The sequence below is a fragment of the Mycobacterium farcinogenes genome, from assembly GCF_019739075.1.
In the GTDB taxonomy this organism is placed as follows: Bacteria; Actinomycetota; Actinomycetes; order Mycobacteriales; family Mycobacteriaceae; genus Mycobacterium; species Mycobacterium senegalense.
Map to the genome: position 1 here is coordinate 1,029,023 of NZ_CP081673.1, position 14,925 is coordinate 1,043,947.

Genomic DNA, 14,925 nt, shown 5'->3' on the forward strand with positions numbered 1-14,925 from the left:
ATGCCCGCGGGCGCCCCGCACCGGGAAGTGCATGTCGGCTCAACTGATGCAATCGGTGCATCAATGGGTCGCAAACTTGACTTGGACATGTATTTATCGACGGCCGTACGGTGCCACTATGGCAACCATGGTGCAGACCACAGAGCTGACTGGCCAGATGTTGATCGCGGGTGCACCGGTGTGGGGTGCCGGTAAAGAGATACGAGGCATCGACCCGCAAACCGGCGAGCCCATCGAACCCGCGTACGCCTACGGCGACGGTTCCCATGTCGAGGACGCTTGTGCTGCCGCCGCGGAGGCCTTCTCGCCGTACCGATCGGCCCCGATCGAGACGCGGGCTCAGTTCCTGGAGGCGATCGCGACCAATCTTGAGTCGATCGGCGACGTCCTGGTGGAACGCGCGCACGCTGAGACCGGTCTGCCACTGCCGCGGCTGACCGGAGAAGTCGGGCGCACCACAGGTCAACTGCGGTTGTTCGCCGCAGTGCTGCGCGAGGGCAGCTGGAACCAGGCCCGGATCGACCCCGCCCAACCAGACCGCACCCCACTGCCCCGTCCGGACATCCGTCAGCGCAGTGTGCCGCTCGGCCCCGTCGCGGTGTTCGGCGCCAGCAACTTCCCGCTTGCCTTCTCGGTAGCCGGCGGCGATACCGCCTCCGCCTTGGCCGCCGGTTGCCCGGTGGTGGTCAAGGCCCACGACGCCCACCCCGGAACCTCCGAACTTGTCGGGCGTGCCATCACCGAGGCCGTCGAGTCCTGCGGGCTGCCCGCCGGAACGTTCTCGCTGCTGTACGGCTTCGGACCTGAGCTCGGTACCGCCCTGGTCACCGATCCCCGGATCAAGGCGGTCGGATTCACCGGTTCCCGCGCGGGCGGTATGGCGTTGGTGGCTGCCGCCGCCGCGCGCCCCGAGCCGATCCCGGTGTATGCCGAGATGAGTGCCGTCAACCCGGTGTTCCTGCTCGGCGGTGCACTGGCCGACCGGGGCGCCGAGCTGGGCCGGGCCTTCGTCGGATCACTGACGCTGGGTTCCGGACAGTTCTGCACCAATCCCGGCTTGATCATCGCCGTCGACGGGCCCGAGCTGGAACCCTTCGTCGCCGCGGCACGCGAAGCGGTCGCGTCCAGCACACCGACTGTGATGCTGACCCCCGGCATCGCCGACAGTTTCCGCGCAGGCGTTGCGGCGCTGGAGGCTGAGGCCACGGTGCTCGCCCGCGGCTCGGAAGCCGACGCCCCCGCCGCACCGTGCCGCGCCGCGCTGTTCGCCACGGATGCCCCGACGTTCCTGGACTCCGCGGCGTTGCAGTCAGAGGTGTTCGGCGCCTCGGGTGTTCTGGTCAGGTGCTCCGATACCGCCGAGATGCTGCGGCTCGCCAACAGTCTGGAAGGCCAGCTGACCGCCACCATCCACGCCGACGAGTCCGACCACGGGCAGGCCGCTGACCTGCTGGACGTCCTCGAGCTCAAGGCGGGACGAATCCTGTTCAACGGCTGGCCGACCGGCGTCGAGGTCGGTCATGCCATGGTGCACGGCGGGCCGTTCCCCTCCACCTCCGATTCGCGCACCACCTCGGTGGGGGCCCGTGCCATCGAGCGGTTCCTGCGGCCGGTGTGCTACCAGGACGCCCCGAAATCCTTGCTGCCCAGTGCGATTGCCGACGGCAACCCGGACGGCCTGTGGCGGCGCATCGACGGCAACCTCACCCAAGACTGACCTGATCAACACAAGGAGTACACACATGCTGGACGGCGTCCTGTTCTTCCCGGTAACCCCGCTCACCGAGGCCGGTGAGGTCGATGTCGACCTGCTCGCGCAGCACGTCGCCAAGGGTGTCGACGCCGGGCCCGGTGGGGTTTTCATCGGTTGCGGCACCGGAGAATTCCATGCCCTCGACCCCGAGGAGATGCGCACGGTGGTGCGGACTGCCGTCCAGACCGTCGGCGGCCGGGTCCCGGTATATGCCGGAGCGGGCGGCTCGGTCGCCTCGGCCAAGGCCTTCGCCGAGGTGGCCGCCGAAGCCGGCGCCGACGGGCTGCTCCTGCTGCCGCCGTACCTGGTGGAGATGCCGCAGTCCGGGCTGGTGGCCTACACCCGTGAGGTCAGCGCGGTCACCGACCTTCCGGTCGTCGTCTACAACCGCAACAACGCTCGCTACACCGAGGAGTCGGCGGTCGAGGCCGCCCTGATTCCCAACGTCGTCGGATTCAAGGACGGCACAGGTGATCTCGATCGGGTGTCACGCATCGTGCGGGCGGTCACCGATGCGCTCGAGCCGCTCGGCAAGCCGTTCCAATTCTTCAACGGGCTGCCCACCGCCGAGGTGTCGCAGCAGGCGTACCGCGCCATCGGCGTCACGTTGTACTCGTCTGCGACGTTCGCGTTCGCGCCCGATGTGGCGCTCGCCTTCTACCAGGCTCTTGAGACCGGCAACGAGCCGTTGATCGCGGCCCTCACGCGCGAGTTCTATCACCCACTGGTGCGCTTGCGGGACACCGTCCCCGGCTATGCGGTCTCGTTGATCAAGGCCGGGGTCACGTTGGAGGGCATACCCGCCGGGCCGGTGCGTCCACCGCTGATCGATGCCAGGCCCGACGATGTCGCCGAGCTGCAACGCATCCTGGCGGCCGGGCGCGCGGTGCTTGCCGAGGCCCTGGTGCACTGATGCCACCCGTCCGCATCACCGGCGCGCGCATCACGCCGGTCGCGTTCGCCGACCCTCCGTTGCTCAACACCGTCGGCGTGCACCAACCGTTCGCGCTGCGGGCGATCATCCAGCTCGACACCGACGCGGGCTTGACCGGGCTGGGCGAAACGTATGCCGACACCCGGCATCTAAAGCGTCTGGCTGCCGCCGCTGACGCCATCGTCGGTCAGGATGTGTTTGCGCTCAACGCTATTCGAGCCGCCATCGCCCGGGTGCTGCAAGGTGACACCGCGGCGGTCGGGACCGCCGGCATGATCACCACCGCCAGTGCCGTCGACCAGGTCTTCTCACCGTTCGAGGTGGCCTGCCTCGACGTCGCGGGCCAGGCCACCGGGCGGCCGGTGTCGGACCTGCTCGGCGGGGCGGTGCGTGATGCCGTGCCGTTCAGCGCCTACCTGTTCTACAAGTGGGCCGGCCACCCCGGGTCCGAACCCGATAACTGGGGCGAGGCGCTCGACCCGGACGGCATCGTGGCCCAGGCCCGCCGCATCGTGGACGAATACGGTTTCACCGCCATCAAACTGAAGGGCGGTGTCTTCCCGCCGGAGGAAGAGGCCGCCGCGATCGAGGCGCTGCGAGCCGCGTTCCCCGGCCATCCGCTGCGGCTGGATCCGAATGCCGCCTGGACTCCCGAGACATCACTGAAGGTGGCTGCGCGGCTGTCCGGGGTGCTCGAGTACCTGGAGGATCCGACGCCGGGGCTGGACGGGATGGCCGACGTGGCGGCAGCGGCGCCGATGCCGTTGGCCACCAACATGTGTGTGGTGGCCTTCGATCAGTTGGCGCCCGCCGTGGCGAAAGGCTCCGTGCGCGTGGTGCTTTCCGACCACCACTATTGGGGTGGGTTGCAGCGCTCCCGGCTGCTGGCCGGCATCTGCGACACCTTCGGGCTGGGGTTGTCCATGCATTCCAACTCGCATCTGGGCATCAGCCTGGCCGCGATGGTGCACCTGGCCGCCGCCACACCGAACCTCACCTACGCCTGTGACACCCACTGGCCGTGGAAGACAGAAGATGTCGTGCGACCCGGCGCACTCGAATTCCGCTCCGGTTCAGTGCCGGTACCGGTCGGTCCCGGGCTCGGGGTGCAGATCGACGACGATTCCCTGGCTGCGCTGCACGAGCAATATCTGCGTTGCGGGATCACTGACCGCGACGACACCGGCTACATGCGCACGGTTGATCCGTCATTCGAGGCGGTCAGCCCGCGCTGGTAGTGCTCTGTTGAAACCCGTTAGTACGGTGGGGGTTTGTCGAGTTCGGCGTTGAGTCGGCGTTCGGTGTTGATGCGTTGGGTGCGGGTTTGCTGGCGGGTGCGTTGGCGGAGCGGCATTTTGATGTGCCGGTCGGTGGGTGTGGGGGCTGGTTGTGCGGGTGGGGCTGGGGTGTGGGTGCTGCTGTCGGGGAACAGGATCTGGCTGAACGGAGTCGTGTGGTAGATCTGACCGGTGGGTGAGGTCCAGGTGTGGCTGCCGTCGGGGTGTTGGATGTCGGTCCAGCCGTTCTCTCCGGTGTGAAAGGTCTTGAGCAGGTGGTGAGTTCGGCATTTGGGACCGAGATTGCCGGGATGGGTGGCTCCGGCGGGCCAGGGGGTGCTGTGGTCGAGATCGCAGTTGGTGGCTGAGACTGCGCAGCCGGGGAACATGCATACGAGGTCGCGCATGCGGACGAACGCGGCCAGTTTGGTGGAGGGCCGGTAGCGGGTTTCGGTGGCCAGGTCGTCGGGGTCGCTGAGGGGTTTGATGGTGGCGCCGGTGGCGATGAGTTCGGCGAGCAGGGGTGCGGGCACGATGCCGCCGCCGAGGATGACTGCGGGGCTGCCGGCGACGGTAGGTATGCGGTCTGCTGGGTAGTCGTTGAGGGCGGGTTCGCCGTGGATGCGTGGATCGCGGGGTGATTGAGCCGGGTCCGCGAGTGCGTCGGGATTGTCGGCCAGATCGCTTGCGCTGTCCTGGCTTTCGTCATGGGTTTGCGCAACGACGTCGCCGCCCGCACTGTCGCTTTCGTCGGCGTGGACGGCTTGGGGCAGGGTTTGTGCGAGGAGGTGGATGACCACGTTGCGGGAGCGGGGGTCGATGCCGGTGGCGTCGCAGTCGGGGTTGCCGCATTGGCAGGTGAGGTGGTCGGCTCCGGCGCCGAGGGCGCCCAGGGCGTCGGAGCGGCGTTGTCCGAGGGTGCGGGGGTCGTTGTCGCAGACGCTGCGGGCCATGGTGTTGAGCAGGGTTTTGATCAGGGCGGCGTCGGTGGCCAGCAGTCGTCCCCAGATGGAGACGGTGCCGTTGGGGTCGTCGGGGTCGCCGAAGTGGATGTCGCGGTCTCGGGCGGCGGTGCGGGTTCTGCGGACGGCGGCGGGGTCGAATTTCTCGACCCAGACGTCGATGGCTTGTTCTGCCTTGGTCGAGGAGAGCGCTCCGTAGGTGGTGGCGGCGCCGGCCAGGGCGGTGTCGATCAACCCCAATGCGTCCTCGTCGGTGACGAGTTGGGTGTGCCAGGTGATGGTGGAGATGACTTTTGCGGAGATGTCTCCGCGGGCGAAGACGGCGGCGACTTTGGGCAGTCGGTCGCGCAGGGCCTGGGCGATGCGCATCTGGGCGGAGGCGGCGCGGCGGCTGAGGTTGCAGGCGGCGCTGACGGCGGCGTTGGCGGTTTCCCAGCCGTCGATCGCGCAGTGGGCGGAGAGTTCGTCTTCGTCGTCGCAGTGGCGGGCGACGATTTCGGCGATGGTGGCCAGGCGTGCGGCTGCCTCGATGGCTTCGGCGCGGGTGTGGTGTTCGAGAGTGTCGACCAGCGCGGCGTCTGTGAGTTCACCGAGCGCCGGCCGATCGAGTAACTCGAACATATGTTCGAGAGTAATCGGGAATGCGCAGGTCGGCAATGCCTTGCCGTCCCATTCATCGCCGACATTCATGCCGTTCGCGCATATGTGGCGAGTGCGGTCGATACGCTGCATCGGTGTTCTCGCTGTCGAGGCTGTCGTGCTTCATCGCCGTCGCCGAAGAGTTGCACTTCGGCCGGGCCGCCGAACGACTGCACATGACCCAGCCACCCCTGAGCCGCCAGATCCAGCAGCTCGAGAGCGAACTCGGAGTGAACCTGATCGACCGCACCACCCGGTCGGTCACGTTGACTCCCGCGGGGGTGGCCTTCCTGCCCGATGCCCGCCGCATCCTGCAGTTGGCCGAGGGTGCCGCGCTCAACGTGAAACGCGTTCCCGCAGGCGATCTGGGAACTGTGGTGATCGGATTCACCGCGGCGTCGGCCCATCCGGTATTGCCCAGGTTGTTCGACGCCGCGCGGGAACAGCTGCCCGACGTGACACTCGAGTTGCGGGAGATGGTGACGGCCGCCCAGATCGAAGCGCTGATGACGGGCGAACTGGATCTCGGTATGGCTCGGCCACCGCTCAAGCGACCCGGCCTGGTATCGCGGCCCCTGCTGCACGAACAGCTCATCGCCGCGCTGCCGGCCGCACACCCGCTGGTCGAGGTGCGTCGTCAGCTCACGCTCAACGACCTCGACGGCCAGGACATGGTGATGTACTCCCCGGTGCAGGCCCGGTATTTCCACGAGCTGCTGATCAGCACGTTCACCATCGCCGGAGCTACGCCGCGCTACGTCCAGTACGTCACCCAGGTGCACACCATGCTGGTGCTCGTGCGCTCCGGCATCGGCATCGCCCTGGTGCCCGCGTCCACGGCCACCCTGCATCCCGAGGGGGTGGTGTTCCGTTCGATCGGCGCGTTCCGCGAACGTCCGGTCGAACTGGATGCGGTCTGGCGCGGGGACAGCACGAACCCCGCGCTACTGCGTCTGCTGCGCGACGTGCTGCCGCCGCGGGAGTGGACGACCGACGATCTGGTCGAGGATTTCGTCGGTTAATTCCGGGCAGCCGGAACCGGCATCGGCACCGGCGTGAGGAGTTCGCCGGACTCCAGGAACTTGTCCAGGTTGGCCAGGGTCAGGGCCTCCATGGCGGCGCGGGTCTCCACGGTGCCACTTCCGACGTGGGGGAGCAGCACCACGTTGTCCGAGGTCAGCAGGGCTTCAGGCACATTCGGCTCGTCGGTGAACACGTCGAGCCCGGCCCCCGCGAGCCTGCCGTCGGTGAGTGCGTCGACGAGGGCGGCCTCGTCCACGACGCTGCCGCGGGCGATGTTCACCAGGTAGCCGTCCGGGCCGAGCGCGTCGAGGACATCCCGGTCCACGAGGTGGCGGGTCCCGCTGCCGCCGGAGGCGGCAATGACCAGGACATCGACCTGCCGGGCCAGCTCGACGGCGGAGCCGACGTAGGTGTACGGGGTTTCTGCGACCTCACGACGGTTGTGATAGCTGATCGAACAGCCGAATGCGACCAGCCGGGTGGCGATGGCCTGACCGATGCGGCCGAGGCCGATGATGCCGACGCGGGCACCCGAAACCTTATGGGCCAGTGGGTAATTGCCCTCACTGATCCAGCGGCCGGCCCGCAGATAGCGGTCGGCGGCCGAGAATTGCCGCATGGTGTCGATCAGCAATCCGACGGCGGTGTCCGCCACGCAGTCACTGAGCACGTCCGGGGTGTTGCTGACCATGACGTTTCGGGCAGCGGCCGCGTCGATGTCCGTGGTGTCGTAACCGACCCCGAAGTTCACCACCGCGCCCAGATTGGGTAGTGCGGACATCAGTTCGGCGTCGACGCCGGTGCGCCCCGAGGTCACCACCGCGGCGATGGCGGCGCCGTGCTCGGCGAGGAACCCCGCGCGTTCGGACCCGTCGGGCAGAACCAGGGCGTGGTAGCTGGTCCGCAGCGTATCGGCGAGCGAGGGCTTGAGCGGACCCACCTGCAGGACGCGGCGGGTGGAATCGGATTCGGGCACACGTACTCCTCGGTCGGGATGCAGCTACGGTATGCCTGCCTGCAAATACCCGTCCAACACGGAAATAGCATGGGTTGATACGCAAGCTGCATAATTGCCGCCACGGCATTGCCGTGGACGTATCGATGGTCTGATCCGGAGATCAAATTCGCAGGTCAAACTGGTCTCTTCGGCGCTTCCGTCGTCGCCCGCCGTGGCCGGACTTCGGGCATTTCCCGCGATTCCAGTGGCTTGACGGGCGTCGTGGACCGTTCTTAGCGTGTGTCTGCGGTCACAACCGGCATCCACATACGTGGACATCACACCCCTGGAGGATCCATGAGGCGAGCTCTCGCCGCTCCGGCAGTCGCACTCGCCGCCTGCACCTTCACCGCGGGGTGCACCGTCGCCAACACCGCGCACGGCGGCTATGACCCCGACACCTTGCGGATCGTCATCTCCCAGGAGCCGCCGACGCTGGAGCCCTGCGAGAGCTCCCTGACATCGACCGGCATCGTGGTGCGGTCCAACATCACCGAACCGCTCATCGAGCGCGATCCCGACAGCGGCGATCTGCAACCGCTGCTGTCCACCGCTTGGCGCCAAACCGCGCCCGACCAATGGGCATTCGACATCCGCAAGGGAGTCGTGTTCTCCGACGGCGCGCCGTTGACCGCCAAGGACGCGGCCTTCTCGATCGACCGAGCGGTGAACTCCGATCTGCAGTGCAACGTCGACGGCTATGTGTTCGGCGACGACAGGCTCGAGGTCACGACCCCCGACGAGAACACCGTGGTGATCGGAACGCCGAAGCCGGATCCGATTCTGCCGCTGCGTATCTCATTCGTGGAGATCGTGCCGTCGGGAACCAGCCTCACCGAGAAGGTGCGCGAGCCCATCGGCACCGGACCGTACGCGATCGAGGACTGGGAGTACGGCCAGAAGCTGCGGCTCAAGCGCAACGACCGGTACTGGGGCGCCAAGCCGGCGTTCGCCCGCGCCGAGTACCAGTGGCGCAGTGAGGGCAGTGTGCGGGCCGCGATGATCACCAACGACGAAGCCGACATCGCCACGTCGCTGGGCCCTGAGGACGGCGCCGGTGATCGTGGAGTGCCTTTCCAGAACAACGAGACCACCGCACTGCGCATACAGGCGACGGAGGCACCGCTCAATGACCTCCGTGTGCGGCAGGCCATCAATTACTCCGTCAACCGGACCGGCATCGTCAAGGCGTTGTTCCGTGGCCTCGGGGAGCCGGCCTCCCAGCTCATCCCCTCCGGTGTCGTCGGGTACAACGACCAGCTGCCGTTGTGGCCCCACGATCTCGACAAGGCAAAGGCACTCATCGCCGAGGCCAGGGCGGACGGCGTGCCAGTGGACCGTCAGATCCGGCTGATCGGCCGCACCGCTCAGTTCCCGAAGATCTCCGAGACCATCGAGGTGCTACAGAGTGAATTCGCCGAGATCGGCCTCAACGTCAAGATCGAGATGATGGACACGGCCGGCCAGTTGCAGTACCAGCTGCGTCCGTTCCCGGCAGACACCGGTCCTTATCTCCTGATGATCATGCACGGGAATCAGGCCGGTGACGCCGCGTTCACCATGGACCAGTACATGCTGTCCGAGGGGCCGCAGAGCGCCTACGGCACAAAAGAATTCGACGCGAAGATCCGCGCCGCGGAGGCGCTCACCGGCCAGGCCCGCCAGGACGCGTTCGCCACGCTGTTCGCCGAGGAACCGCAGCAGATCATGCAGTTCGCCTACCTCGCCCACATGAAGGGCATCCTCGGCAAGTCACCGCGCGTCGACTACACCCCCAACGCCGCCACCGGCGACGAGATGCGGCTGTCGGAGATGACGCCCGCTGCGCCCGACCGCACCGACAGGAGCTGAGCCGATGTTCCCCTTTGTCCGGCGCCGGATGTACACGAGCGCCATCCCGTTGATCATCGTGCTGCTCGGCGTGTTCCTGCTCGCCCGGCTCACCGGTGATCCGACCAACCTCTACCTGCCCGAGTCCGCCACCGCCGACCAGCGGGAAGCGTTCGCCCATCAGCACGGGTTCGACCGGCCCCTCGCCGTCCAGTTGCTTGACTACTTCAAGGGCGTGATCCACCTCGACTTCGGCACCTCGCTGCGCACGGGCGAATCCGCATCGGCCATGGCGCTGCGCGCCTTCCCCGCCACTCTGCAACTGGCCTTCACCACCATGCTGCTGGCGATCATCGGCGCCGTCATCGTGGGCTGCTGGGCCGCCTACCGGCCCAACTCACTGGCCGACCGGTTCTCCAGCCTGCTGTCGATGACCGCGGCCAGCATTCCCGACTTCTGGTTCGCCATCACCGGGGTGTGGCTGTTCTCCGTCCTGATGGGATGGTTGCCGACCTCGGGCACAGATGACGGCTTGCTGTCGTGGATCCTGCCGATCGCCACGCTGATGATCCGCCCGCTGGGCGTGCTGACCCAGGTGGTTCGCGGCGCCATGGTCTCGGCCCTCTCGGCGCCCTACATCCGGCTCGCCCGGAGCAAGGGCGCCGCCGATCTGCGGGTGGTCAGCCATCACGCACTGCGCAACGCGGCAGCACCCGCGCTGACGGTGGCAGGTGACCTCGCGGTGGGCCTGATCAACGGAGCGGTCGTGGTCGAGGCGATCTTCGGCTGGCCGGGCATCGGCAAGCTCATGATCGACGCCATCCTGCAGCGTGATTTCGCGGTGCTCCAGGCAGCCGTACTGCTCACGGCCGTCAGCATTTTCGTCCTCAACATCATCATCGACGCCTGCTACGCGCTGCTCGACGCGCGCGTACGGGAACCGGCAAAGGTCTAGGGGTACATAGCGTGAGCACTCAAATCGACCTGGTACCAGTCAAACCCACCACCGCCATCGTCGGCGAACCGGAGAGCGAGCCGGCCCGCAGGCGCTCGGTGTGGTTCCGGCTGCTGGTCAATGACCGGGTGGCCGCCGCCGCTGCCGTGGTGCTCGGCCTGGTGATCCTCACCGCGGTGTTCGGCCCGATGCTGGTCGGCAACCTCGCCACCCACATCGACCTGGACAACTCGAATCAGGCGCCGTTCACGCTCGCCCACGGCTGGGCCAACATCCTCGGCACCGACCCGCTGGGCCGCAGCATGCTGGCCCGACTGATCGTCGCGTGCCGCACCACGTTGTCGGTAGCGATTCCCGCCGTGGTGATCTCGGCGGTCGTCGGATCGTTGATCGGTATGTGGGCGGGCTACTACCGCGGTTGGCGGGAGACGCTGGCGATGCGGGTGGCCGACGTGATCATGAGCTTCCCTTCACTGCTGCTGGCAGTGGTGGTGCTCTACGTCTTCTCCCCGAGTGCGGCCAACATCGTTGCGGTGCTGGCGATCACCCGGATCCCGGTGTATCTGCGGACGGCCCGCGCCGAGTCAGCCGAACTCTCCAGCCGGGTGTTCGTCGATGCCGCCCGCACATTCGGGGCCAGTGGACGGTCCATCATCGTCCGGCACGTGATGCCGATCGTGCTGCCCACCCTGCTCACCGTGGCCACACTGGACTTCTGCTACGTGATGCTGGCCGAATCCTCGCTCAGCTTCCTGGGTATCGGCATCCAGCCGCCCGATGTCAGCTGGGGCCTCATGGTTTCGCAGGGCCGCACCTACCTGCACACCGCGTGGTGGCTCTCGTTCTTCCCCGGTCTGGCCATCGTCATCACCACGGTTTCGGCCACCATCCTGGCCGCCTGGGCCCGGATCGCCACCGACCCCGGCCAGCGCTGGCGGCTCACCGTCCCGCAGAAACGCCTGTCCCGCTTCACCAAGACCGGAAAGGCCCTGTAGATGACTTCCCAGTTGAGCAGCAGCGTGGCAGAACCGCCGACCGTGTCCGAGTATCTCGACACCGATCCGGCGCTGGTGGTGGACGGGCTGACCGTCGACATCCGCACCATCACCGGAACCGTCCGCGCCGTCGACCACGTCAGCTTCGCGGCGCACCGTGGTCAGACCCTGGCCTTGCTGGGCGAATCGGGCTGCGGCAAATCGATGACGGCCACCGCGCTGGTCGGGCTGCTGGAGCCGGTAGCCGAGGTCGTGGAAGGAACTGCGCGGCTCGGCGAAATCGACGTGGACATCCTGGCCGCCGACCGCAAGACCCGGCGCAAGCTGGCCGGGCCGGAGCTGGCGATCGTCTTCCAGGACGCGCTGACCGCACTCAACCCGCTCTACACCGTCGGCACCCAGCTGGCCGAGCCGTTCCGCATCCACCACGGCATGAACGCCAAGGACGCCAAGCGCAAAGCCGTGGAACTGATGGCGCGGGTGGGTATTCCGCAGCCGGAAGAGCGGATGAAGTCCTACCCGCACCAATTCTCCGGCGGGATGCGGCAGCGGCTGCTGATCGCGATGGCCGTCGCGTTGAACCCGCGAGTGCTGATCGCCGACGAACCGACCACCGCACTGGATGTGACCGTGCAGGCGCAGATCATGGCGCTGTTGAGAAGCCTGCGTGCCGAGTACGACATGGCCGTCGTGCTGATCACCCATGATCTGGCGCTGGTAGCCGAGGAAGCCGACCAGGTGGCAGTCATGTACGCCGGCCAGGTCGTCGAAACGGGTCCGGTGGCAGAGGTTTTCGCCAACCCTCGGCACCCGTACACCAAGGGTCTGCTCGACTCGGTGCCGGTGAGCGCGGTACGCGGCGAGGCCCTCAAGTCCATCGGCGGCGCACCGCCCGATCTGCATTCGATCCCGGCCGGCTGCGTGTACCAGGACCGCTGCCCGCTGGCCCGCGAACTCTGCGTCACCACCAGGCCGGCGCTGCAGGGCGACGGACGGCGCAGCGCCTGCCACTTCGCCGACGAGGTCGACACCCGCATGCGGGGAGGAGCAACAGATGTCTGAGAACCTGCTCACCGTCCGTGACCTGCGCAAGTCTTTCCGCGTGGGCAAGAACAGGCTGGCCGCGCTCGACGGCATAAACCTCGACCTCGGCCGCGGTGAAACGCTCGGGCTGGTCGGCGAATCCGGGTGCGGCAAGTCCACTTTGGCGCGCACCCTGATGATGCTCGAGCGTCCGGATTCGGGCGGTGTGACCTTCGACGGGATAGACCCGTTCCGGCTGCGCGGCGCGGAGCTGCTCAAGTTCCGGCGCCGCGTCCAGATGGTGTTCCAGGACCCCTACGCGTCGCTGAACTCCCGTATGACCGCGGGCGACATCATCGCCGAGCCCTGGCGCACCCACAAGACCCTGCACCCCAACCGCAAGGACCGGGAGATGCGAGTGCGCGGCCTGCTCGACATGGTCGGGCTGGGCGCCAAGGCCGCGGGCAAGTATCCGCAGGAGTTCTCCGGCGGACAGCGCCAGCGCATCGGTATCGCCCGGGCGTTGGCGCTCAATCCCGACGTCATCATCTGCGACGAGCCCGTCTCGGCACTCGACCTCTCGGTGCAGGCCCAGGTGCTCAACCTGCTCAACGACCTGCAACAGGAACTGGGTATCTCCTACATCTTCATCTCCCATGACCTGTCGGTGGTCCGCCACGTCGCCGACCGGGTCACGGTGATGTACCTGGGCCACATGATCGAGAGCGGCCGCACCGAGGACGTGTACCGCAATCCGCGGCATCCCTATACCGCGGCGCTGATGTCGGCCGCACCGAAACTCGATGCCGCGCAGCGTAAAGACCGGATCCTGCTCAAGGGTGAGGTGCCCTCGCCGCTGAATCCACCGTCGGGCTGCCGGTTCCGGACGCGATGCTGGAAGGCCACCGACATCTGCGCGACGCAGGTGCCGACACCGACCGCGGACCCGGAGGTCGAGGGCCATATCTCCGAGTGCCACCATCCGTTGGAGCCGGCCGTGCCGGTGTCGGCGTGAGCATCGCCGGCTACGGGATCGTCGCCGCCGCCATCGTGCTGGCGTCCTGTATGCAGGCCTCGATCGGGTTCGGCATGGGCATGCTGGCGGCCCCGATCGTGGCGATCGTGGACCCCGGACTGATCCCCGGCACGCTCATCATGCTCGCCACCATGGTGACCCTCATGGTGGTGATCCGCGAACGGGAGGCCATCGACCTCGCCGGCACCGGGTGGGCATTGGCCGGACGGGTTCCCGGCACCGTCGCGGGGGCGCTGCTGCTGGTGGTGATGCCCAAGGAAGCGCTGGCGTATACGTTGGCCGCGGTGGTTCTGGGCGGCGTAGCGCTGACCAGTATGGGGTGGATCCCCGTGCCGCACAGACGCAATCTGGTGCTGGCCGGCGCCACCTCGGGCCTGCTCGGCACCGCGACGTCCATCGGCGGGCCCCCGATGGCGCTGGTGTGGCAGAACAACACCGGCGCCCGGTTGCGGGGCACGATGAGCGGTTTCTTCCTCGTCGGCTCGGCCCTGTCGCTCGTGCTGCTCGCGCTCACCGGTTCCGTCGACCACCACACTGTCGTGGTGTTCGCGATGCTCGTCCCGGCGTGCGTCCTCGGCTATGCGCTGTCGCGGTGGGTCAACCGGTATCTGGATCGGCAGCGTCAGCGGTGGGCGGCCATCGGGATATCCACCGTCGGCGCTGTGGTGCTGATCGTCCGTCAGTTGATGGGAGGGTGAATTGACCGGCGATGACAGTGTTTCGGTGCGCAAGGTCAAATCGGCCGTACGCACGGTCGAGCTGCTGGAGTTCCTGGCGGCGCGGCCTGACGAGCCCACCCGTATCCGGGAAATCTGTGCCGCACTTGACATGCCGCGTAGCTCGGCACACGCCCTGCTGCGCACGCTGGTGGGCCAGGGCTGGGTGCGGTCCGACGACACGGGCACCCAGTACAGCATCGGCATGCGGGCGCTGCTGGTGGGGACCAGCTACCTCGACGCCGACCCGTACCTGCCGATGATCGCGCCCTTCCTCGAAGACCTGCGTGGCCAGCTCGACGAGACGTTCCACCTCGCCCGCCTAGACGGCCACGACGTCGTCTACCTGGCCACCCGGGAGTCCCGCCAGTACGTGCGCAACCACAGCAAGGTGGGCCGCCGGTTGCCGGCCTACGCCACGGCACTCGGCAAGGCACTGCTGGCCGAGCGGCACGGTGCCGAGCTCGACTCGCACGTCCCGGACCCACTGAGGCCGCTGACACCCCGGACGCTCACCGACCGCGCCGGCCTCGAAGCCGCCCTCGACGAGGTACGGGTGCGGGGCTATGCCACCGACGACGAGGAGAACACCGCCGGGATCAAGTGTTTCGCGGTGACACTGCGTTACCGGCACCCCGCGCAGGATGCGATCAGCGCGTCGGTCCCGCTGTCGCGACTGACCCCGGAGCGGGAACGCGAGATCGTCGAGGCGCTACGCCTGGTGTGCGACAAGGTGACCCGCGTCGTTCGCCCCCTTGCCAACGGAGACAAGTGGTTCGCCTGAG

At 67.5% G+C, this 14,925-nt stretch carries 13 protein-coding genes; 11 read left to right on the forward strand and 2 right to left on the reverse strand.

The features are described from left to right. Positions 1-118: 118 nt before the first annotated feature. From K6L26_RS04755 to K6L26_RS04765, 3 genes are read left to right on the forward strand one after another with little or no spacing between them, the layout of a single operon-like run. Positions 119-1,717 carry an aldehyde dehydrogenase (NADP(+)) gene (locus tag K6L26_RS04755; protein WP_019343649.1) on the forward strand — a complete coding sequence of 533 codons (1,599 nt, stop codon included), beginning with the start codon at positions 119-121 and terminating at the stop codon, positions 1,715-1,717. Positions 1,718-1,742: 25 nt separating this feature from the next. Continuing rightward, positions 1,743-2,666: a 5-dehydro-4-deoxyglucarate dehydratase gene (locus tag K6L26_RS04760; RefSeq protein WP_019343650.1), complete on the forward strand. Its 924-nt coding sequence runs from the start codon at positions 1,743-1,745 to the stop codon at positions 2,664-2,666. Further along, complete coding sequence (locus K6L26_RS04765; protein WP_065063630.1) at positions 2,666-3,925, forward strand: glucarate dehydratase family protein; 1,260 nt, start codon at positions 2,666-2,668, stop codon at positions 3,923-3,925. Before K6L26_RS04760 ends, K6L26_RS04765 begins: the two co-directional genes overlap by 1 nt. A gap of 17 nt (positions 3,926-3,942) precedes the next feature. Here K6L26_RS04765 and K6L26_RS04770 read toward each other — a convergent pair whose 3' ends face one another. Further along, positions 3,943-5,547 (reverse strand): HNH endonuclease signature motif containing protein, encoded by a 1,605-nt coding sequence (locus tag K6L26_RS04770; RefSeq protein ID WP_221852796.1) that lies wholly within the window; start codon positions 5,545-5,547, stop codon positions 3,943-3,945. A gap of 113 nt (positions 5,548-5,660) precedes the next feature. Here K6L26_RS04770 and K6L26_RS04775 point away from each other — a divergent pair, with 113 nt between their 5' ends. Further along, entirely contained in the window at positions 5,661-6,587 is a 927-nt protein-coding gene (locus K6L26_RS04775; RefSeq protein ID WP_019343653.1) for a LysR family transcriptional regulator, read from the forward strand. On the opposite strand, the gene K6L26_RS04780 is transcribed toward K6L26_RS04775, so the two are convergent. Beyond that, complete coding sequence (locus K6L26_RS04780) at positions 6,584-7,564, reverse strand: 2-hydroxyacid dehydrogenase (protein WP_065063563.1); 981 nt, start codon at positions 7,562-7,564, stop codon at positions 6,584-6,586. The genes K6L26_RS04775 and K6L26_RS04780 overlap by 4 nt on opposite strands. A 318-nt stretch (positions 7,565-7,882) precedes the next feature. Here K6L26_RS04780 and K6L26_RS04785 point away from each other — a divergent pair, with 318 nt between their 5' ends. From K6L26_RS04785 to K6L26_RS04815, 7 genes are read left to right on the forward strand one after another with little or no spacing between them, the layout of a single operon-like run. Beyond that, positions 7,883-9,436: an ABC transporter substrate-binding protein gene (locus tag K6L26_RS04785; protein WP_019343655.1), complete on the forward strand. Its 1,554-nt coding sequence runs from the start codon at positions 7,883-7,885 to the stop codon at positions 9,434-9,436. A 4-nt stretch (positions 9,437-9,440) separates the two neighbouring features. Further along, positions 9,441-10,370 (forward strand): ABC transporter permease, encoded by a 930-nt coding sequence (locus K6L26_RS04790; protein ID WP_043367819.1) that lies wholly within the window; start codon positions 9,441-9,443, stop codon positions 10,368-10,370. 11 nt (positions 10,371-10,381) lie between these two features. Next, a complete protein-coding gene (locus K6L26_RS04795; RefSeq protein ID WP_221852797.1) occupies positions 10,382-11,365 on the forward strand; it encodes an ABC transporter permease in 984 nt (327 codons plus the stop codon). Beyond that, positions 11,366-12,427, forward strand: coding sequence for an ABC transporter ATP-binding protein (locus K6L26_RS04800; protein WP_019343658.1), 1,062 nt, complete (start codon positions 11,366-11,368; stop codon positions 12,425-12,427). It abuts the gene before it with no gap. Continuing rightward, entirely contained in the window at positions 12,420-13,403 is a 984-nt protein-coding gene (locus tag K6L26_RS04805) for an ABC transporter ATP-binding protein (RefSeq protein ID WP_221852798.1), read from the forward strand. Before K6L26_RS04800 ends, K6L26_RS04805 begins: the two co-directional genes overlap by 8 nt. Beyond that, positions 13,400-14,122 (forward strand): sulfite exporter TauE/SafE family protein, encoded by a 723-nt coding sequence (locus K6L26_RS04810; protein ID WP_065063559.1) that lies wholly within the window; start codon positions 13,400-13,402, stop codon positions 14,120-14,122. The genes K6L26_RS04805 and K6L26_RS04810 overlap by 4 nt, the downstream gene beginning before the upstream one ends. Before the next feature lies 1 nt (position 14,123). Then, positions 14,124-14,924, forward strand: a complete 801-nt coding sequence (locus K6L26_RS04815; protein ID WP_019343661.1) for an IclR family transcriptional regulator — start codon at positions 14,124-14,126, stop codon at positions 14,922-14,924. Position 14,925 lies beyond the last annotated feature (1 nt).

What these genes read in the sequence shown, in the direction of transcription:
- K6L26_RS04800 (WP_019343658.1), top strand. Translation starts at nt 11,366, where the DNA reads ATGACTTCCCAGTTGAGCAGCAGCGTGGCAGAACCGCCGACCGTGTCC.
- K6L26_RS04755 (WP_019343649.1), top strand. Translation starts at nt 119, where the DNA reads ATGGCAACCATGGTGCAGACCACAGAGCTGACTGGCCAGATGTTGATC.
- K6L26_RS04770 (WP_221852796.1), bottom strand. Translation starts at nt 5,547, where the DNA reads ATGTTCGAGTTACTCGATCGGCCGGCGCTCGGTGAACTCACAGACGCC.
- K6L26_RS04760 (WP_019343650.1), top strand. Translation starts at nt 1,743, where the DNA reads ATGCTGGACGGCGTCCTGTTCTTCCCGGTAACCCCGCTCACCGAGGCC.
- K6L26_RS04785 (WP_019343655.1), top strand. Translation starts at nt 7,883, where the DNA reads ATGAGGCGAGCTCTCGCCGCTCCGGCAGTCGCACTCGCCGCCTGCACC.
- K6L26_RS04790 (WP_043367819.1), top strand. Translation starts at nt 9,441, where the DNA reads ATGTTCCCCTTTGTCCGGCGCCGGATGTACACGAGCGCCATCCCGTTG.
- K6L26_RS04765 (WP_065063630.1), top strand. Translation starts at nt 2,666, where the DNA reads ATGCCACCCGTCCGCATCACCGGCGCGCGCATCACGCCGGTCGCGTTC.
- K6L26_RS04805 (WP_221852798.1), top strand. Translation starts at nt 12,420, where the DNA reads ATGTCTGAGAACCTGCTCACCGTCCGTGACCTGCGCAAGTCTTTCCGC.